The following is an 18,608-nucleotide window of genomic DNA, read 5'->3' on the forward strand; positions in this document are numbered from 1 at the left end:
GCTAACGCTTGTGCCCGCAGATTGAATTCGTTGTTTGATTTTAGGCTGGCCGACAGCGTTATGCTGGATGAAAACGCAACACTATTCTTTCGAAGAAAGCCGGTAGTTTGATCCCGGCATTCGCTGTTCAACAACATTGTTGTGGGCGAGTGTCGGGACCGCTCTCAAAGGGAGGGCGCTTAAACAATGCTATTGGTTTTGCAGCATTTTCCGAAATATTCGAGGCTACGCTTCGGCCATCTCTTCTCTGTTGTGGGGTCAACCTTTATCAGGCCGAAGTTCTTTGCAAATCCTTCGTTCCATTCCCAATTGTCCGTGGAAGACCAGTAGACCAGCCCCTTCAGGTTGACGCCCTTCTGCATCGCCTTATAGGCTTCCTCAACATAGCCCTTGATAAAATGAATTCGCGTTGTGTCCTCGACGACGCCATTGACGACTGTATTGGGTTCGTCAACCGGGAAGCCAAATTCAGTAACGTAAATGTCGGGTGCGCCATAACCATTGTGGACCCGCAGCAGGGTTTCAGAAAACCCATCCGGTTCGTAGGGCAGATATTTGGTGAGCTCGAGATTATCTGGAGGCGTGTCCTGCACGAAGCCGAGTGGCGTGTGCGGCTCGGCCTTGACGTAAAAGCGTGAGTAATAATTCACGCCGAGAAAATCAGGTTTCGCGGCGATGATTTCCATGTCGCCGGGCTGGACGACTGGAGCGACCAGTGCGTGCACCTCTGCTGGATATTCCTGCCCGAACAGCGGATCGAGATAGGCCGTGTTCCAGTAAGCATCCATGGTTCGGACGATTTTTTCATCTTCCGGGTAGTTGGATTTGGATCGGACAGTCTGGAGATTGAGCGTGGTGCCGACCTTCGCGTCTTTCGGCAGATTCGCCCGGGCGGCCGCGATGATAAGGCCCTGCGCGACATTTTGATGATGGATCGCATCCCCCATTGCCCTCAAGGATATGTAACCTGGCGCGAAGCGTCCCGAACCATAGCCGAAGGTGGAAACGGTGCCAGGCTCGTTCATGGCAATCCAAAGCTTGATACGGTCGCCAAACCTGCGCGTTATAATTTCGGTATAGTCGGTTGCATATTGGATGATTTCACGATTGCGGAAATCACCGGCCCAAATGGGGTTTTCGAAATGCAGGATGGTGGCCATGGGATCAAGACCGAGCCGAAGCATCTCGTCGATCATACGGTCATATAAGTCCAACGCAGCGGCGCTTGGCGCACCCGGTCCTTCGGGCTGGATGCGTGACCAGTAGAAAGAAAAGCGAAAAGTGTTCAAACCGGCTTGAGACAACAGGGCAAACTCTTCGCCGTAACGCGTCTCGAATTGCGTGTTTTTCACATTGGTTGAGCCGTCGCGAATTCGACCTGAAATATCGGCAAAAACGTCCCAGTTGCTGCGCCCGCGCCCGGCGCGGCTCTCTGCCTGCGCGGCGGCGGAAGCGACGCCCCACTTGAAACCGGCTGGAAAAGTCTTGTCTTCAGCGAAGGCAATTTCTGGCGCAAGGGCAGTTGCCGCCGAAGCTGCCGCCACCTTAAGAAACGAACGTCGTGAGAAGCTAAGCCGGCTTGTCAGTTCGTGGTCCATTCGCGAGATCCTGTGTTTGAAAGGATTGAGTGACCAGTTCTCAAGAGGCAAATATCTGCCGTCTCGGAAAGAACGAACTTTCCCGTTGTTGCGATAACTGGCCTTAGAAGAACTTGATCTTATGCATAACTATGGGGGCGGACCTGTTTCATAATGAAACAGAGTGTTTTATTCTCCTCGGAATGAGCTATATGTAAAAATCAAAGTCGAGCAATACGCTTTTATCCCATATTCAGTGCAATATTATCTCAAGCTAATAAATATCGATAGATATTAGATTTTATTTGGAAATATAAAAATGTCTGTCTATATTTAAAAAGAAATATAAAAAGATGGTCTGCTTGTGAGCGGGTCACTACTTAAATTGTGGCAGTTGTTTTGCATAAAAACCTTAAAGCCTGCTGGGTTGGCGAGGTTCAGGAAGAATACGGGTCGATCTCCAGATAGTCTCAGGAAATAATTTTTGCCCACAATATTCTGCGTGGCTAGACGAAAGGCTGGTAAATAGTGTCGGAATTTTTTCTCTCAACCGACATGGTGGATGAAAAATATCGCACTGCCTTCTGGCAGGAAGTATCGAAGCTTATATACGAAGTCTCTCCGGTGGACGAGGATGGTCATGCTGAACTGATCGGCACCATTCGCTCACGGATTTTTGACAGCATGGTGCTGGGCGACACAACATTCAACGAGCAGATTTGCCGGCGAACGCCGGAGATCATTGCGCGCTCGAATTTGGATATCTGCCTGCTGCAGCTTGTCCTGTCGGGGGAATATACCGGTGACTTCGATGGCACCTATGTTCAGGTGCAGCCGGGTGATATGTTTTTCGTGGACCTGACGAAAGTTCTGGACAGCCACAAGGAAGCCGGTGCGCGAGTGACCCTGGCGATCCCGCGGTTCGAGATCAATAAGTGGTTTCCTGCGAATGACCTGCATGGGTTGGTTCTGCCGCGGAATGTGAACATCAATCAGGTGTTGTTCGATTTCATCTTGAGTCTGGATGGCGCGCTGGATTTCATTCAGGAGAGTGAAATACCGGCGATCAAGGAGGCGCTTGTGCTGTTGCTGGTGGCGGCGGTGAATGGCGTTGCGCTCTCGCCGGCACAATCGAGCGCCATTGACCAGACGATGCGGCAAAGGGTGATCGACTATATCGATCTGAATATTCGCGACCGGCGTTTGAGCCCCAAGACGATCATGGCGCATTTCAAACTCTCCCACTCGCATCTGTACCGGCAGTTCGAGCAGGATGACGGCATCACCAAATTGATTCGGCAAAAGCGTCTGGATTTGGCCTATCGCTATCTGATCCATAGCAAAGGTAAGGCGGAAACGCTGAAAGAGGTCGCCTATAAATGCGGCTTTTCAGATCGCGCGCAGTTTACCCGGTTGTTCAAGGAACGGTACGATGTTTCACCGCAGGATTTACGCGAATTGAAGCGATTGCCGGGGCACGATCCGATGTCGGCTTCCAATCTGCACCAGCATATTGAGGATCACCTGACGCGCATACAGCCCGCCAAACCGTGAAGGATCAGACCACAGCCTTTTGGTGGGCACGATCTTGTTCCGCGATCAGCACGGTAATGATGCCAGCCACGAGAACGGCGTGGTCGCTGACCTGCGGCAATCCCATCAGTTCGCCGAACGTCCCACGCGCCAGCGGTCCGGCAATCAGCAATGTCTCGTCGGCGAAGCCCGACGTGGAGATTGCATGACTTTGCCAGTCGCAGAGAAGGCCAAGCCCCGTCGGGCAAAGCGCCAGATGGCCTGCTTCGGCAAGCGCCGCCAGCAAGGGTTGCGATCCGAGAATGCCGCCATGGCCGGGACCGGTGGTGACAACCACCTTGTCCACGTCGAGGATATCGAGTTGGCCTGTCCGGCGATCCTTGAGGCTGATGCGCAAAGTGTCGCCGGAGGATTCCGCGCTACGGACGGAGGCAGCGCGCACCGAAAGGGTGCCCTCGGCGATGGCGCGGTCCAGCGCATTTTCCACCTGAGGCGCGATGCGGAAACGATGCACGTCCCAGAATGGACGCACATGCCGCGCCATGCGTCTGCGCTCCGAAACAGGCAAAGCCCGCCAGATGTTCTGCCCCTGAAGGCGGACCGCATCAAGAACCGGATGCCAGCTCAACCCCTCTGCGACTGCGGCTTTGACGGTTTCACGGACCCGTTGCAGCAATTGTGAAGCGCTGAGCGAGGGCGGGTTGAGAAAATCGCCATAAGGCTCGTGGGTGACATGGGGATGCCCGCGCGAGCGGAGACCACGGCGCGAAATCGAAACAATCTGCCCCCTGTGGCCATGCGCTTTCAGCGTGGCGATGACGTCGGCGGCGGTCAGTCCGTTGCCGACCACCAGCACGCGGTCGTCCGGCTGGACATTATCCAACGCGCCGGGGCTGGTTGCGTCGGCAATCAGACCGGCATGGTCCCTGATCGGCGCGAGTACGCCGGGCAGCGAAGGGGCGGGATGGCTGACCGCCAGGACGGCGATATCGGCAATGACCGGCTCACCATCTTCGGTGTCGATGGTCCAGAGGCCACTGTTTTTCGTTGCCTTCACGGCGCGGGTGCGGCGGTGTTCCACACGTCCGGCTTCAATCAGCGGCGCCAGTCTCGATGAGGCATAAAGCCCGAAAACCGTGCGGGCGGGGAAGGGCGCACCGTCTATGCTGAACGCATCCGGGTCGCCTTCCAATATTCCGGTTTCCGCAAGCCAGTTGCTGAAATCTTGTGGTTCGTCGGGCAGGATGGACATCCGGTCGGCAGGCACGTTGATGCGGTGCACGGGTTCGAGCGTATCATAGGCCAGACCGCGCCCAAGCTTTTCGCGCGGTTCAATCACCACGATCCGCCAGTTGGCGTCATGCCCTTGTTGGGACAGCTGGCGCATCAGATGCAGCGCAACAGCCGCGCCTGTAAAACCGCCGCCGATAATGGCGACGGTGCTGCTGTGGGCGTTCATCGGCATTTCAAATCTCACGAGCCGGAAGCGACCTTTACATTACCCCCATGTCCGCCGCCGCCAAAGACCTGTTTTTTGCCGAAGGACGAGCGGATCTGGTTGCGCGGTCCTTCCAGCCCCAATTCGGGGAACAGCAGCTCGGAAACGCGATAGGCTTCTTCCAGGTGCGGATAGCCGGAGGCGATCACCGTATCGATGCCCAGTTCCTGATATTCGCGCAGGCGGGCGGCAACGGTCTTGGGCGAACCGACCAGCGCGGTCCCGGCGCCGGAGCGCACAAGGCCGATGCCCGCCCAGAGATTGGGCGAGACTTCCAGCTTGTCGCGGCGACCATTGTGCAAGGCGACCATACGAGCCTGACCGACAGAATCGGAATTCTTCAGGAAAACCTGCTGGGCGGCGGCGATGGTTTCGTCGTCGAGATGCGCAATGAGGCGGTCGGCGGCTTCCCACGCTTCCTCGTCGGTTTCGCGCACGATGAAGTGCAGGCGGATGCCGAACGAAATCTGGTCGTCGCGGCCCTTGGCTCTTGCGGCCTTGCGAACGGCGGCGATCTTTTCGCCGACTTGTGCCGGGGGTTCGCCCCAGGTCAGGTATTTATCGACGAGACCGACAGAAAAATCGATGCCTGCCTGCGACGAACCGCCGAAATAGATCGGCGGGCGGGCCTGCACGGGCGGCAGGCCAAGGGCAGCGTCATGGGCTTTGATGTATTTGCCGTCGAGATTGCCATGGCCCGTTTCGATCAGATCGTTGAACACCTGGAAGAATTCGTCGGCATGGTCGTAGCGTTCGTCATGCGGCAGGAAAATGCCATCGCCAGCCAGTTCCTGCTGACTGCCGCCAACGACGATATTGAGAAGCAGCCTGCCCTGAGACACGCGGTCGAGCGTCGAGGCAAGGCGGGCATAATAGGCGGGCGAAGCCACGCCGGGCCGGATTGCGACAAGGAATTTCAGCTTTTCCGTGTAAGCGGCAAGATTGGCGGCCAGAACGAAGGATTCCTCGCAAGCGACCCCTGTCGGGATCAGAACGCCGGAATAGCCGAGGCGGTCTGCCGCCTGCGCGATTTCCCGGAAATAGGCGGGATCGGAAGGGCGGCTCAGCGCTTCGGTTCCCAGATAGGTGCCGTCACCCGAAGACGGGATGAACCAGAGAAAATCGAGCGGCTTTCCATTGGCGGACATGAGAGACCTTTCTTCCTGTGTTCCGTATGCCCGCGCATTGCCCGATTGATGCCATCGGGCGCTTGCAGCAGCGGAGCGTGTTCGGGGAATATTGTACCTGAGCAGATCGCCCGCTTAAGGAATGCGATGCTAAAAACTGCGCCCTGCGTGAAGTTTATCGGTGCGCTTGACCGCTTTATTGCGAAACTTGATTGCTGTTGTCTCCGGTGGGCTGGGATAAACAGCAAAGCGTCAACTCTGTGGGTGTTGCGCCAGCAATCGGAGAAACGTGTTCCAGTTTCTGCTTCTGAGCGCTATTTCTATACAGTCAAAAGAAGGAGCCAGAATGCGCCGCGACAAGAAGAAGGCGACGATATACGACCTTTCCGTTCTGTCGGGCAGCTCGCCTTCCACGGTCAGCGCAGTGCTGAATGGCACGTGGCGCAAGCGCAGGATCAGTCAGGCGACTGCGGAATCCATTCTGGGTCTGGCAGAACAGCACCAATATACTGCCAACCGTCAGGCGCAGGGGCTGCGCCATTCCCGCTCCGGCCTTGTCGGGTTGCTTTTGCCTTTGCATGACAACCGCTTTTTCTCGTCCATGGCGCAGACATTCGAAGCGCATGTGCGCGCACGTGGTCTTTGCCCGGTCGTGGTCAGTGCGGGGCGCGATCCGGCTGAGGAACGCGAAACGGCGGAAACGCTGATTTCCTATTCCATCGATGAGTTGTTCATCTGCGGTGCGACAGACCCGGACAGCCTGCATGAACTCTGCGAACAGGCAGCACTCCCGCATGTGAATATCGATCTGCCGGGAGCGAAGGCTCCATCGGTGACTACCGATAATTTCGCCGGTGGCCGCATGTTGACGGAAGCAATCATCGCGCATTTTGCCGATCGTGAACCGTTGCAGCCGATGGAGCTTTGTCTGTTTGGTGGTCGCAATGACGAATCCACGCGCCAGCGTATTCGCGGCTTTCATGACGCCAAGCAGGCGGTTCTCGGGTCTGATCCGGAAGATTGCGTCTTCCGCACCGGCTATTCGCCGTCAAATACTGTGCGGGCGCTGGATGAATATCGCGAGCGTCACGGTCGGTTGCCGCGCGGTCTGTTCGTCAATTCGTCGATCAATCTTGAGGGCCTGCTGCGCTATATGGTCGAGCACCCGCACGAGCAGCTCGATGATCTTGTGGTCGGCTGTTACGACTATGACCCCTTTGCCTCTTTCCTGTCGTTTCCGGTGATTTCAATCCAGCAGGATGTGGAAGGCATGATCGCCAAAGCCTTCGAACTGATGGAAAAGCACGTCACGGCGCCGGAACTACACCTCGTTATGCCCAGATTAATCGCGCCGCGTTCAGCGATCCCGCTGCCGGTGGATAGTCTTAAAGATATCAAATAATTGAGCGATCTCGGCTCTGCACTAACCGGAGCGATGTCCGGGGACTTTGTTCCCGATTTGTCGAAGTCTTACAGACGCCAGCAACCCATCCCTCGCTGAATCGTGTTGACAGATTTCAGGGGCTGGCGCATTATCACTTTGCACAATCGATTGTGCAAATTGTTGTGCAGAGTTACAGCATCTCCAACCGGGAAGAGGCCCGGGACGAGATGCCGCCGCCTGATGGGAGATGGCGGGGCTGGCAGGTGGAGGCAATACGAAGCGCGTTTCTGAAAATGGCTGGTTGGCGTGTGTTCCGATCTGTTTGAATCGGATCGGCGCTCTAGTTGGTCATGCGAGGATACTTCGTCCGAAAGGCGTTTCACGCTTTCGGCATGTAACCTTGGAGGTGAGCCCTTGGCTTCAGCGCATGTAAAGCCGTCTCTTGCGGGCAAATTCCCGGTCGAATGCCAGAAGAACAGACAATCAGGAGGAGAGTGTCATGAAGGTATCGAAGATGACAGGCGCGCTGGCTGGCGTGCTGATGATGGCCGCTACGACGGCGCATGCGGAAGTCAAGGACGCGGTGGTCGGATTTTTGATGCCGGATCAGGCATCCACGCGCTATGAAGAGCGCGATTTCCCAGGTTTTGCAGCAGAAATGAAGAAGCTCTGCGAAAGCTGCAAGGTGCTCTATCTCAACGCCGATGGCGATGCGACCAAGCAGCAGCAGCAGTTCAATTCGGTCATTTCGCAGGGCGCCAAGGTGATCGTTCTCGATGCCGTGGATACTGCAGCCGCAGCCTCGCTGGTGAAGCTCGCCCAGTCGCAGGACATCAAAGTCATCGCCTATGACCGCCCGATCCCGGATGCGACGTCGGATTTCTATGTCTCGTTCGACAATGAAGCCATCGGCAAGTCGATTGCCGAATCGCTCGTCAAGCAGCTGAAGGCCAAGAACGTTCCGGCCGACAAGGGCGGCGTTCTCCAGATCAACGGTTCGCCGACCGATGCGGCTGCTGGTCTCATCAAGAACGGTATTCATGCCGGTCTGAAGGACAGCGGCTACAAGACGCTGGCCGAATATGACACGCCGGAATGGGCGCCAAGCAAGGCGCAGCAATGGGCGAGCGGTCAGATTACCCGCTTCAACGACCAGATCGTCGGCATCGTGGCTGCCAATGACGGCACCGCAGGCGGTGCGATTGCTGCCATGAAGGCTGCCGGTATCGATCCGCTGCCGCCGATTACCGGCAATGACGCGACCATTGCGGCGCTTCAGCTCATCATTTCCGGCGATCAGTACAACACCATCAACAAGCCATCGGAAATCGTTGCTTCGGAAGCTGCGCGCGTTGCCGCCCAGCTGCTGAACGGCGAAACGCCGAAGGCTGAAACCACGCTTTACAACACGCCATCGAAGCTCTTCGTCCCGGCGGTTGTGACGGCCGAAAACCTCAAGGCTGAAATCATCGACAAGAACATCGTGCCCGCAGCAACGCTGTGCGTCGATCGCTATGCCGATGGCTGCAAGAAGCTTGGCATCACGCAGTAAATCAACGATGCGCCCGGCCGGTTTTTCCGGTCGGGCGTCCTGTTTACGCACATCCAATCCGAAAGCCATTTCACATTTTTCGGGATGTGCTGTGTTTCGTGCGCAAAGGCATATCGTGAGATGTGCCGGGGAAAGTGAAAAATGTCCCAGGAAAACAAAGCGGCGACGTCATCGTCGCAGCCCGTGCTGCGTCTCAGCGGCATTTCCAAGAATTTCGGCGCGGTGTCCGCGCTGACCGATATCGATCTGGAAGTCTATCCGGGTGAAGTCGTGGCGCTGGTTGGCGACAATGGCGCCGGAAAATCGACGCTCATCAAGACACTCGCCGGTGTGCATCAGCCGAGTTCGGGTACGATGGAATTCAATGGCGAGAAGGTTGTGCTGTCCTCGCCGGGCGATGCGCTCGACCTTGGCATAGCGACGGTCTTTCAGGATCTGGCGCTGTGCGAAAATCTCGATGTCGTCGCCAATATTTTCCTTGGTCGGGAGCTTAGCCCCTATCGCCTCGATGAAGTGTCGATGGAAATCAAGGCATGGAAGCTTTTGAACGAGCTTTCCGCCCGTATCCCCAGCGTCCGCGAGCCGGTCGCCTCGCTGTCCGGCGGCCAGCGGCAGACTGTTGCGATTTCGCGCTCGCTGCTGCTCGATCCAAAGCTCATCATGCTCGATGAACCGACCGCAGCGCTTGGTGTCGCGCAAACGGCGGAAGTGCTCGATCTGATCGAGCGCGTGCGTGATCGCGGTCTGGGCGTGCTGATGATCAGCCATAATATGGAAGATGTGCGCGCTGTCGCAGACCGCATCGTTGTGCTGCGTCTTGGTCGCAATAACGGTGTTTTCTATCCGGATTCATCGAATGAGGAACTGGTCGCCGCCATCACTGGCGCAACCAGCAATTCCGTTTCCCGCCGTGCCGAACGACGTCAGGCACAGCACGATGACGCTCATGACCGGGGAGAAGCACGATGAACCAGACAACCGGAAATACCCCGCTCGACCGGCAGGATGCCCGCGTGCGCCATGATGAAGGCGTTTCGGGCGCGCTGCGTGGTTTCTTCGACCGCGTTCGCTCGGGCGATCTTGGCTCGCTGCCGGTTATTGTCGGCCTCGTCATCATCTGGACCGTGTTCCAGACGCTGAACCCGGTTTTCCTGTCGAGCAACAACCTCGTGAACCTGTTGTTCGATTGCTCGACCATCGGCGTCATTTCGCTTGGCATCGTCTGCATTTTGATGCTTGGCGAAATCGATCTTTCAGTCGGCTCCGTCAGCGGTCTGGCCTCCGCCATCGTCGGCGTGCTGTGGGTCAACAATGGCTGGCCGGTGGCGTTGGCGATTGTCGCAGCCCTTTGCGCGGGAGCGCTGATCGGCCTGCTCTACGCCTTCCTTTATAACCGCTTCAGCATGCCAAGCTTCGTTTCGACGCTGGCGGGCCTGCTCGCGGCACTTGGTCTCCAGCTTTATCTCCTCGGCAATACCGGCTCGATCAACCTGCCCTATGGCTCGTGGCTTGTCAGCTTCGGCCAGCTTCTGGTGATGCCGCGTCCGCTTTCTTATGCGCTGGCGCTGATTGCCGGTCTTGCGATCTTCTTCACGGGTTTCCGCTCGGCGCAGCGTCGTCGCGAGGCTGGGCTTTCGGCACCTTCCGTCGCTGGTATCGCGCTGAAGGCCATTGTCATCACGCTGATCGTCGGCGGTGCCGTGTTCTATCTCAACCAGTCGCGTGGCGTGCCGTGGATGTTCGGCTTGTTTGTGGCGCTGGTGGTTGCCATGAACTATGCGCTGACCCGCACCCGCTGGGGCCGCGCCATGCAGGCTGTCGGCGGCAATCGTGAAGCTGCGCGCCGTGCCGGTATCAACGTCACCTTCATCTATATTTCCGCCTTCGTCACCTGTTCGGTATTGGCTGCGGCGGGCGGTATTCTGGCCGCTTCGCGTCTGGCATCGTCCAGCCAGCAAGCCGGTACGGGCGACGTCAACCTCAACGCCATTGCGGCAGCGGTCATCGGTGGCACAAGTCTGTTCGGCGGTCGCGGCAGCGCCTGGTCCGCCTTGCTTGGCATTATCGTCATCCAGTCGATTGCCAGCGGTCTGACCTTGCTCGATCTGTCGTCGTCGCTTCGCTACATGATCACCGGTGCCGTGCTGGCAATTGCCGTGATTGTCGATTCTCTTGCACGCCGCTCGCGCCAGTCGCACGGTCGCGCTTAACATAAAAGGATTCTCCAAATGGCTCAGGATCTCAAAGGACAAGTTGCAGCGGTCACTGGTGCTGCCTCCGGCATCGGCTTCGAATGTGCAAAGCACATGGTCGAAGCAGGTATGACGGTGTTTCTCGTTGATCGCGACGAGAACGCGCTGGCCGAAAAATGCGCCGAACTTGGCGACAAGGCAAAGCCGCTGGTCATCGACCTGCTCAGCCCGGAATCGGTTGCCACCATGGTGCCGCAGATTCTCGAACAGGCCGGTCAGCTCGACGTGTTTCATGCCAATGCGGGCGCTTATATCGGCGGTCCGCTCTGGGAAGGTAATCCGGATGCCTGGGATCGCATGTTGAACCTCAACATCAATGCAGCGTTCCGCACGGTTCATGCCGTGCTGCCGCATATGATGGAACGCAAGACAGGCGACATCATCATGACCAGCTCGGTGGCGGGCGTTGTGCCGGTGATCTGGGAGCCGATCTATACGGCGTCCAAACATGCCGTGCAGGCTTTCGTGCATACGGTTCGCCGTCAGGTTGCGCCGCATGGCATTCGCGTCGGCGGTGTTCTGCCCGGCCCGGTCGTGACTGCGCTCATCAGCGACTGGCCAAAGGCCAAGCTAGAGGAAGCGCTGGCCAATGGCAGCTTGATGGAGCCGAAGGAAGTGGCGGAATCGGTGATGTTCATGCTGACACGTCCGCGCAACATCACCATTCGGGATCTGGTGATCGTGCCGCAGAGCCTCGATCTGTAATCCCTTCAAGAACGGGTCGGAGACCATGATTCACTATTATTTGGGCGTCGATGTCGGCACCGGAAGCGCACGCGCCGGTGTGTTCGACACCAGAGGTTCAATGCTTGCTTCCGCCAAGCGCGACATTACCATTTGGCGCGAGGCTGGCAGCATTGTTGAACAGTCGAGCGCCAATATCTGGCAGGCCGTCTGCGAAAGCGTGCGCGAGGCGGTGAAGATCGCCGGGATCGATCCAGCCAGCGTTGCCGGTATCGGATATGACGCCACCTGTTCGCTGGTGGTGCTGGGCGAGGGGGGCAAGCCGCTCGCCGTTGGCCCGTCGAATGATCCGGCGCGTGACATCATCGTCTGGATGGATCATCGCGCGGTCGAACAGGCTGAGCGTATCAATGCCACCAAGGCCAAGGTGCTGGATTATGTCGGTGGCACCATTTCGCCGGAAATGGAAACGCCGAAGCTCCTCTGGCTGAAAGAAAACAAGCCGGAAAGTTTTGCGTCTGCGTGGCAGTTTTTCGACCTTACCGATTTTCTCACCTGGAAATCTTGCGGTAGCCTTGCGCGCTCGGCCTGCACGGTCACCTGCAAATGGACCTATCTCAGCCATGAAAATCGCTGGGACGATGCCTATTTCCGCGAAGTTGGCCTCGGCGAACTAGCCGATGAGGGTTTTGTGCGCATCGGCACGGAGGTTCGTGCGGGTGGCGAGAAGCTCGGTGTTCTGAGCGAGGAAGCCGCAGCGGAACTTGGCCTCAAGCCGGGCATCGCGATTGCCGCCGGTCTGATCGACGCGCACGCAGGCGGTATTGGCACGGTGGGCGCGCGTGGCGAGGCGGGCAAGGTTTTGTCGCGCATGGCCTATGTGTTCGGCACATCCGCCTGCACAATGACCACCACGGAACAGCCGGTTTTCGTGGATGGCGTCTGGGGCCCGTATTATTCGGCCATGGTGCCGGGGCTGTGGTTGAATGAGGGCGGTCAGTCGGCGGCAGGTGCCGCCATCGATCATCTCATCCACATGCACCCCTTTGCCGCCGAGGCGGAAAAGCAGGCGGCGGCTGAGGGCAAGGGCCTCGCGGACCGTCTTGCATTGGAAGTGGACGCACGCGGCGGCGCTGCAAAGACAGCTGAGATCATCGGCGACATTCACGTCGTGCCGGAGTTTCTCGGCAATCGCGCACCTTTCGCAGACCCCGACGCCCGGGCGATCATTGCCGGGCTTGATCTCGATGCAGGTATCGACAGCCTGACAGCGCTTTATCTGGCCGGTCTTTGCGGGCTTGGCTATGGCGCGCGCCAGATCGTCGAAGCGCAGAAAGCAAAGGGTATAACGACGGATACCATCGTCGTCAGCGGCGGTGCGGCCCGTTCGCATCTCGTGCGTCAGGTGCTGGCCGATACGACGGGTCTCGTTATTGCGGCCTCCACATCGCCGGAACCGGTTCTGCTCGGCTCGGCTATGCTCGGCGCGGTTGCGGGCGGAGCTTATCCGGACCTCGCAATGGCGATGGCTGCCATGTCGGAGCTTGGCGAGGTCAATCAGCCTGATCCCGACCGGGCAAAATGGCATGATCGCCGTTTTGAGGCATTCACGCTGTTGCAGGACACGGCGCGCAAGCTGCGCGATTTCTGATCGCGATCAGCAGCGATGAAAATAAAAAACAGCCCCGACTCGTCACCGAACCGGGGCTGTTTTTTATCGATAGAGCATTTCCAGCAAAAGTGCGAAGCGGTTTTGCGTGGGATAATGCGTAAAAACAAATAGATAGAGCGGTTCCGACGATTCCGTCAAAACAGGGACCGCTCTAGCGATGGTCTTACATCACCGGCGCATCGGGTTCCGGTTCATATTCGCGGGCGCCGTCGTCCTTGGCGAACAGCACACACGGACCGTGCGAGCCGCGCGGGTCGTAGGCAAAGCCCTTTTCGGCCAGCGCATGGGTAATGTCACGAATGCCGGCCAGACCATAAAGATGGTCGTGCAGCTCGAGGAAAATACGTTCCACACCCGGCAGCTCGGCCTGCTTGAGCAGATCGCGCTCCGCGCCTTCGATATCCATCACCAGCACATTGATGCCGTGGTCGGCGATGAACTGGTCGATATTGGTCGAGGTGATCGAAATGGTGCTTTCATAAGGCCCCTGATTTTCGTCCATGGACGACATCCAGAGATCCTTGCGCACATAAAAACGGAAGGTGCCGGTTTCACCGGCGCTCAAAATGCCCTGTGACAGAACCACATTGTCATGGCCGTTGGCGTCAAGCACACGCCGCGCCAGCGAGGCGGTTGCCGGATTGGCTTCGAAGGCCCAGACGGCCACGTCGCTGATTCGAGCGATCAGCGAGGTAATAATGCCGATGCCGGACCCCAGTTCCAGAACCCGGTCGCTGGCCTTTACGGCCTTTTTGATCGTACGCGCTTCCTTGGCTTCATAGCTGCCGCTGCTCAGCGCCTGCCAGATGACGGGCGAAACCTCTCCCGGCTCGATGGGTACGACGACCCCATGCACATTCAACACTTCCACACCCAATTGATTGCTACCACGGGTGTATTCGTATCAGTTAGCTCCGACCGGAAACAGTCCTTCCCCGCCCTTTTTTGGTATGCAGATAAGCGAGCTCTGTTGCAGGCATCGGCCTGCCGATCAGATAGCCCTGCACCTGATCGCAGCCCAGCCCCTTAAGGCATTCATATTGCTCTTCCGTCTCGATGCCTTCGGCGATGGTGGTCATGCGCAGGCTGCGGCCAACGCCGGTGACCAGCTCGACAATGGCAAGCGCATCGCTGCGCGTCGTGACATCACTGACAAAGGAACGGTCGATCTTGATCTTGTCGAACGGAAAGCCGCTCAGGCTGCCGAGCGACGAATAGCCCGTGCCGAAATCATCCATGGCGATCTGGATGCCGAGCGCTTTCAGGCCGCGCAGTGTTTCCAGCGTCTGCTCGTTCTTGTCGAGCAGCACGGATTCGGTGATTTCAAGCTCCAGCCTGCGAGGGTCAAGTCCGGATTCTTCCAGCGCCGCCATCACTGACTGGACGAGGTCTTTGTCGCGGAACTGCACCGGTGAAAGATTGACTGCAATTCGCAGCGGCTTGTTCCAGCGCACGGCTTCCTGACAGGCCGTCTTCAGCACCCATTCGCCAAGCGGCATGATCGTGCCGATCTTCTCGGCCACCGGAATGAATTCCATCGGCGAGACTGGTCCACGCACCGGATGGGTCCAGCGCAGCAGCGCTTCGTAACCGCAGATTTCCCGCGTTTCAGTCGTTGCCTGCGGCTGGTAATAGACTTCCATTTCGTTGTTCTGAAGCGCGGTTTGCAAATCCGCTTCGAAGGATTTCTTCTCGCGCAGCCGCGTCAGCATGTCCGATTTGAAGACGCTGACATGGCCATGGCCAACAGCCTTGGCTTCATAAAGCGCCAGATCGGCATGTTTGAACATTTCTTCCGTGTCGGGCTCGCCTTCCGAAATGGCAACGCCGACGCAGGTTCCGATCTTGATTTCCAATTCGCCCACCCGGTAGGGGCGGCTGATCTCATCCATCAAACGCGCGGCGAATTCGAGCGACTCTTCCTCGGTCATGCCGGTTGACAGCACGGCAAATTCGTCGCCGCCAAGGCGGCAGACAATATCACCCTTCCGACTCAGCCGCGTCAGCCGCCGCGAAACGCCCTGCAGCAATATATCGCCGACATCGTGTCCGAGCGTATCGTTCACATCCTTGAAGCCGTCGAGGTCGAGCAGAAGAATGACGGCAGACGGCCCGCCGGACAGCGCCGCCGTTAGCCGCGTTTCCAGATCCTGCCGGAACAGGACCCGGTTCGGGAGGCCGGTCAGCGCATCGTGATGCGCGTCATGTTCGAGACGAAAGTTTTGCGATTGCAGTTCTGCCGTGGCCTCGCGCAGATCCGCGGTAAGGCGCTGCATGCGACCATGGGCGCGATCCAGAAGATTGTTATGGCGAATAAGCAGGATAACCAGAACGACGCCGCAGAGAATAAGGCCTGCGGCAAGCGCCGTATAGATGAAATGGAGCTGCTTGACGTCACTCTGGGCGGCGTCAATCAGATCGACATCGTGTTCGACTGATGTGGATGCGAGTGAGGTCAGCGGTGCATCCAGCTCGCTCATCGCGACGAGCATGGCTTTCATGTCGTCCGTGCTCATCGTGTCGAGCTTCATATCCATCTCGTGGATGATGTTGCTCAACTTCATATAGAGCTGGCGGCGTCCCGGATCGTCCTGAATGAAGGCGCGCAGATTGCCCTGCTGGAACATTTCAAGGCGTCCGACCATGAAGTCCAGCCGCAGCCGCACTTCATCGCGATCAACATCAGGCAGGCCAAGCGCCAGCGCGCTCAGCCGATGTTCAAGCCGCAAATATTCAGAAACAGTCTGCCCGATGGACCAGGAGTCATTATACCGGGAAAATTTTTGCAAAGCCGTCTGACGCTCTGCGATGACATAGGCGATATAGCCCGTTGCCACCACAAAGCAGCAGATAATGACACCCAGTATGCGTCTCAAGCGCGCCTCTATTCAACGATCAGCTTGGCAACCTGCCAGGCGGAGCGCGTGTAATATGTTTGATTCTGGAGTTGAGGGTCGCTGTCATACGGGTAGATAATAAACAACGGTCCTTTGTCCCGCACCGCCATGTACTTTCCGTCCCGCTTTAAAGCAAGAATTACGTTGAACTTCTTGAAATCCTCAAGCGGAATGGTGGTTACATAGTCGTTCAGCGCCACCGCCGTGACGGTTTTGCCTTCGGCGCCGACCAGTTTCATCAGCTGGTCGATGGACACGCCTTCGAAGCGGACCTTGCCGTCATACCATGGATTGGCGGTTTCCACGGTTTTGAGGCCAAGGGCTTCCAGACCCGCGCGGTCGAACTGCGCGGTGTCCCCGTTGTTCTTATTCTGGATATTGCCCGATATTGTGAGAATGGGCTTGTCCTGCGGTTTGGGCAGCGAAGCGGCAAATGCGCCGGAAATCGCTGTCACACAAACGGCCAGACAGACAAAAAGACGACCGAGGTTCATTGCATTTCTCCCTGATATAGCCGGTCAATAAAGCAAATTACCTAAATCGGCGTGAATACAAGGAACATATGCGGATTTAATCGGATTCACGCCTGTGATCTTTCGTCTGCGCTTATAACAAATGAAAACAATAGCATAGTAGACGCTTGCCCATGGAATTCGTCAAGTGCCGAGCACCATGTCGCGTATAATATTTTCATTATTTCCAGTTTTTCAGCTTTCTTATACCACCTGTGCGGCGGAAAAACGGCATTGTTAAGTAATGAATAATGCGAACTGCGGATCGTTGGGTAGATCGCAGAATAAAACAACTTATGATTGTCGAGGCCGCACACGGTGTGCAGTCTTGGCTGGCCAACAATATGGAAGCTTATAGTATCGATACGCTTGGCCCGTTGCGAGGTGTCGAACCCGCTTAGAAGACGGCAATAATCCGGACCCTTGGCTGGTTCAGCTGTGCTTCGACAGGAGATATCCGACGGTTTCAGGCAGGTGTTCTTACGTTACGATATACGACATCTGCCGTATTGTTTCCGGTCGGACGCAAAGGATAACTATCCTGATGACATAATATTGGGTTGGTATGCTGGGATGCCAGCCAATTGGAGGATAAAATGAAGCTCATTCTCATTGCAGCGGCAGCATCGGCTGCTTTCGTAACCGGTGCCGCAGCATCGGTGCCGGTGACGATCAAGGAACCTGTCGAGACGTCGGCCTCAAAGCCCCATACAAACTCGACTATCATCGCAGTCGGAGGCAAGCGCACCAATGGGCGCGTCTTGTTGGGCGGGCGCAACACTTTCGGTGGATAAGCAGACCCACCTTTGCGCGGTTTGCCAGTTGACGCGGGGGCGTCCGGCGGGTGAGGGAACGTGCTGTCTCTTTCACTCGCCGGTTTTATTGCGGCGCCTTGGTTGCGCGCTATTATGCCGAGGCAAGCGCCTCAGCGATTGTATCTTTTATCGCCAGACGCTGCTTGCGCAAAAGCGTCTCTTCTTCCTGACTTAAGGGCGTGATCTTTGTTTCCGCCAGATGAATGCGATCATTGATTGCGTCATATTCTTCCAGAATACGCGCAAAGCGGGCATCTTTCGCCTTGAGGGCGTGAATAGCTTCGATCTGGCCGGGGAATTCTTCTCCAAGCGTGTGCGGTGTGTTCGACATGACGTTTCCTTCCTTTGCTTTGGCTGAGCTTCGCAGAGCCCGCCGGACCCAGCATTGATCGCGATCAAATCCAAGCACCTGCTTAACAATACGGGATGTTGGATGGTTCCCCATGGTGTGATCGGTCACGTGTGCGCTGTGCACCGGTGATGGATCATTTTGTAAAGACGGTTGGCTTCCATCCGCGGGCAAAGCCCATGGACATTGCGAGGCTCGCATATTCGATTTCCTTCACCAGAAAATCGCGATCTTTCAGCAAGGCTTCGATAGCAGCTCGCACATCGCCATCGTGGTAAGCGAGAACCAGATCAATCTCGTCCTCATAACCTTCTTTTTGCACAAGCGCATTCATTTGCCGTGCTCCTCATAAGCAGACATCACATTTCCAGCCATTTCGGATTCCATCGGCTTTTCGCCGTCGATGTTCCTATTTTGTTCGCTGCTTATTTAAGAGTCAAGCATGTTGCGTTTCATGCGGTGTGGATTTTCCGCTAGTCTGGTTAAACGACTGAATCTATCGGGAATCCGCTTAGGAAGAATGCAAAAAGACCAGCCTGTGGAAGTACCGTCTTGATATTTATCAGTTTGATTTCTTTGAAGAAAATAATGGCTGGGGAACCTGGATTCGAACCAAGACTAACGGAGTCAGAGTCCCAGCCAATCTATTGATATATAGTCATTATTTTGCAAAATGATGCATTTGGCGCCCTTTATGAATCAATGAGTTAGCTGCGAAATGCAAAACAATGTGCAGCAATTTCGCACCATTTGATC

General features: G+C 56.7%; 16 protein-coding genes. 8 read left to right on the forward strand and 8 right to left on the reverse strand.

Annotated elements, in window-relative coordinates:
• Positions 1 to 179 precede the first annotated feature (179 nt).
• A complete protein-coding gene (locus QLQ11_RS11710) occupies positions 180 to 1,598 on the reverse strand; it encodes a glycoside hydrolase family 1 protein (protein ID WP_109367842.1) in 1,419 nt (472 codons plus the stop codon).
• A 507-nt stretch (positions 1,599 to 2,105) separates the two neighbouring features.
• Here QLQ11_RS11710 and QLQ11_RS11715 point away from each other — a divergent pair.
• Entirely contained in the window at positions 2,106 to 3,131 is a 1,026-nt protein-coding gene (locus tag QLQ11_RS11715) for a helix-turn-helix domain-containing protein (protein WP_124915913.1), read from the forward strand.
• A 4-nt stretch (positions 3,132 to 3,135) separates the two neighbouring features.
• On the opposite strand, the gene QLQ11_RS11720 is transcribed toward QLQ11_RS11715, so the two are convergent.
• Complete coding sequence (locus tag QLQ11_RS11720) at positions 3,136 to 4,575, reverse strand: FAD/NAD(P)-binding protein (RefSeq protein ID WP_283736248.1); 1,440 nt, start codon at positions 4,573 to 4,575, stop codon at positions 3,136 to 3,138.
• Positions 4,576 to 4,583: 8 nt separating this feature from the next.
• Positions 4,584 to 5,756, reverse strand: coding sequence for an FMNH2-dependent alkanesulfonate monooxygenase (gene ssuD / locus QLQ11_RS11725; RefSeq protein WP_109367840.1), 1,173 nt, complete (start codon positions 5,754 to 5,756; stop codon positions 4,584 to 4,586).
• 325 nt (positions 5,757 to 6,081) lie between these two features.
• On the opposite strand from ssuD, the gene QLQ11_RS11730 reads away from it, so the two are divergent.
• The 6 genes from QLQ11_RS11730 to QLQ11_RS11755 all read left to right on the forward strand — a co-directional run bounded on the left by QLQ11_RS11730 (position 6,082) and on the right by QLQ11_RS11755 (position 13,258).
• Positions 6,082 to 7,137: a LacI family DNA-binding transcriptional regulator gene (locus QLQ11_RS11730; protein WP_109367839.1), complete on the forward strand. Its 1,056-nt coding sequence runs from the start codon at positions 6,082 to 6,084 to the stop codon at positions 7,135 to 7,137.
• 481 nt (positions 7,138 to 7,618) lie between these two features.
• A complete protein-coding gene (locus QLQ11_RS11735) occupies positions 7,619 to 8,671 on the forward strand; it encodes a sugar ABC transporter substrate-binding protein (RefSeq protein ID WP_109367838.1) in 1,053 nt (350 codons plus the stop codon).
• Between the two features lie 141 nt (positions 8,672 to 8,812).
• Positions 8,813 to 9,640: an ATP-binding cassette domain-containing protein gene (locus QLQ11_RS11740; protein WP_109367837.1), complete on the forward strand. Its 828-nt coding sequence runs from the start codon at positions 8,813 to 8,815 to the stop codon at positions 9,638 to 9,640.
• Positions 9,637 to 10,881 carry a sugar ABC transporter permease gene (locus QLQ11_RS11745; RefSeq protein ID WP_121538900.1) on the forward strand — a complete coding sequence of 415 codons (1,245 nt, stop codon included), beginning with the start codon at positions 9,637 to 9,639 and terminating at the stop codon, positions 10,879 to 10,881. Before QLQ11_RS11740 ends, QLQ11_RS11745 begins: the two co-directional genes overlap by 4 nt.
• An 18-nt stretch (positions 10,882 to 10,899) precedes the next feature.
• Complete coding sequence (locus QLQ11_RS11750; protein WP_109367835.1) at positions 10,900 to 11,628, forward strand: SDR family oxidoreductase; 729 nt, start codon at positions 10,900 to 10,902, stop codon at positions 11,626 to 11,628.
• A gap of 25 nt (positions 11,629 to 11,653) precedes the next feature.
• The gene (locus QLQ11_RS11755; RefSeq protein WP_109367834.1) at positions 11,654 to 13,258 is read left to right on the forward strand and encodes an FGGY-family carbohydrate kinase; all 1,605 of its coding nucleotides are present in this window, start codon (positions 11,654 to 11,656) and stop codon (positions 13,256 to 13,258) included.
• A gap of 184 nt (positions 13,259 to 13,442) precedes the next feature.
• Here the strand turns inward: QLQ11_RS11755 and QLQ11_RS11760 are convergent, their stop codons facing one another.
• From QLQ11_RS11760 to QLQ11_RS11770, 3 genes are read right to left on the reverse strand one after another with little or no spacing between them, the layout of a single operon-like run.
• Positions 13,443 to 14,150 carry an FkbM family methyltransferase gene (locus QLQ11_RS11760; RefSeq protein WP_109368040.1) on the reverse strand — a complete coding sequence of 236 codons (708 nt, stop codon included), beginning with the start codon at positions 14,148 to 14,150 and terminating at the stop codon, positions 13,443 to 13,445.
• 37 nt (positions 14,151 to 14,187) lie between these two features.
• Positions 14,188 to 16,155 (reverse strand): bifunctional diguanylate cyclase/phosphodiesterase, encoded by a 1,968-nt coding sequence (locus QLQ11_RS11765; protein WP_121538901.1) that lies wholly within the window; start codon positions 16,153 to 16,155, stop codon positions 14,188 to 14,190.
• 8 nt (positions 16,156 to 16,163) lie between these two features.
• A complete protein-coding gene (locus QLQ11_RS11770) occupies positions 16,164 to 16,670 on the reverse strand; it encodes an oxidoreductase (protein WP_109367833.1) in 507 nt (168 codons plus the stop codon).
• A gap of 614 nt (positions 16,671 to 17,284) precedes the next feature.
• Between QLQ11_RS11770 and QLQ11_RS11775 the strand changes: the two genes are divergently transcribed.
• Positions 17,285 to 17,482, forward strand: a complete 198-nt coding sequence (locus tag QLQ11_RS11775; RefSeq protein WP_109367832.1) for a hypothetical protein — start codon at positions 17,285 to 17,287, stop codon at positions 17,480 to 17,482.
• Between the two features lie 112 nt (positions 17,483 to 17,594).
• On the opposite strand, the gene QLQ11_RS11780 is transcribed toward QLQ11_RS11775, so the two are convergent.
• Both QLQ11_RS11780 and QLQ11_RS11785 read right to left on the reverse strand, forming a co-directional pair.
• The gene (locus QLQ11_RS11780) at positions 17,595 to 17,834 is read right to left on the reverse strand and encodes a YdcH family protein (RefSeq protein WP_109367831.1); all 240 of its coding nucleotides are present in this window, start codon (positions 17,832 to 17,834) and stop codon (positions 17,595 to 17,597) included.
• Positions 17,835 to 17,988: 154 nt separating this feature from the next.
• Positions 17,989 to 18,186, reverse strand: coding sequence for a CUE domain-containing protein (locus tag QLQ11_RS11785; protein WP_109367830.1), 198 nt, complete (start codon positions 18,184 to 18,186; stop codon positions 17,989 to 17,991).
• Between the last annotated feature and the right edge of the window lie 422 nt (positions 18,187 to 18,608).

Origin of the sequence: Ochrobactrum sp. SSR, assembly GCF_030067775.1 — a bacterium.
Classification (GTDB): domain Bacteria; phylum Pseudomonadota; class Alphaproteobacteria; order Rhizobiales; family Rhizobiaceae; genus Brucella; species Brucella teleogrylli.

Excerpts from the sequence above, each read along its gene's own strand:
- QLQ11_RS11710 (WP_109367842.1), bottom strand. The coding sequence starts at position 1,598 with ATGGACCACGAACTGACAAGCCGGCTTAGCTTCTCACGACGTTCGTTT.
- QLQ11_RS11720 (WP_283736248.1), bottom strand. The coding sequence starts at position 4,575 with ATGCCGATGAACGCCCACAGCAGCACCGTCGCCATTATCGGCGGCGGT.
- ssuD (WP_109367840.1), bottom strand. The coding sequence starts at position 5,756 with ATGTCCGCCAATGGAAAGCCGCTCGATTTTCTCTGGTTCATCCCGTCT.
- QLQ11_RS11730 (WP_109367839.1), top strand. The coding sequence starts at position 6,082 with ATGCGCCGCGACAAGAAGAAGGCGACGATATACGACCTTTCCGTTCTG.
- QLQ11_RS11735 (WP_109367838.1), top strand. The coding sequence starts at position 7,619 with ATGAAGGTATCGAAGATGACAGGCGCGCTGGCTGGCGTGCTGATGATG.
- QLQ11_RS11740 (WP_109367837.1), top strand. The coding sequence starts at position 8,813 with ATGTCCCAGGAAAACAAAGCGGCGACGTCATCGTCGCAGCCCGTGCTG.
- QLQ11_RS11745 (WP_121538900.1), top strand. The coding sequence starts at position 9,637 with ATGAACCAGACAACCGGAAATACCCCGCTCGACCGGCAGGATGCCCGC.
- QLQ11_RS11750 (WP_109367835.1), top strand. The coding sequence starts at position 10,900 with ATGGCTCAGGATCTCAAAGGACAAGTTGCAGCGGTCACTGGTGCTGCC.
- QLQ11_RS11755 (WP_109367834.1), top strand. The coding sequence starts at position 11,654 with ATGATTCACTATTATTTGGGCGTCGATGTCGGCACCGGAAGCGCACGC.
- QLQ11_RS11770 (WP_109367833.1), bottom strand. The coding sequence starts at position 16,670 with ATGAACCTCGGTCGTCTTTTTGTCTGTCTGGCCGTTTGTGTGACAGCG.
- QLQ11_RS11775 (WP_109367832.1), top strand. The coding sequence starts at position 17,285 with ATGAAGCTCATTCTCATTGCAGCGGCAGCATCGGCTGCTTTCGTAACC.
- QLQ11_RS11780 (WP_109367831.1), bottom strand. The coding sequence starts at position 17,834 with ATGTCGAACACACCGCACACGCTTGGAGAAGAATTCCCCGGCCAGATC.
- QLQ11_RS11785 (WP_109367830.1), bottom strand. The coding sequence starts at position 18,186 with ATGAATGCGCTTGTGCAAAAAGAAGGTTATGAGGACGAGATTGATCTG.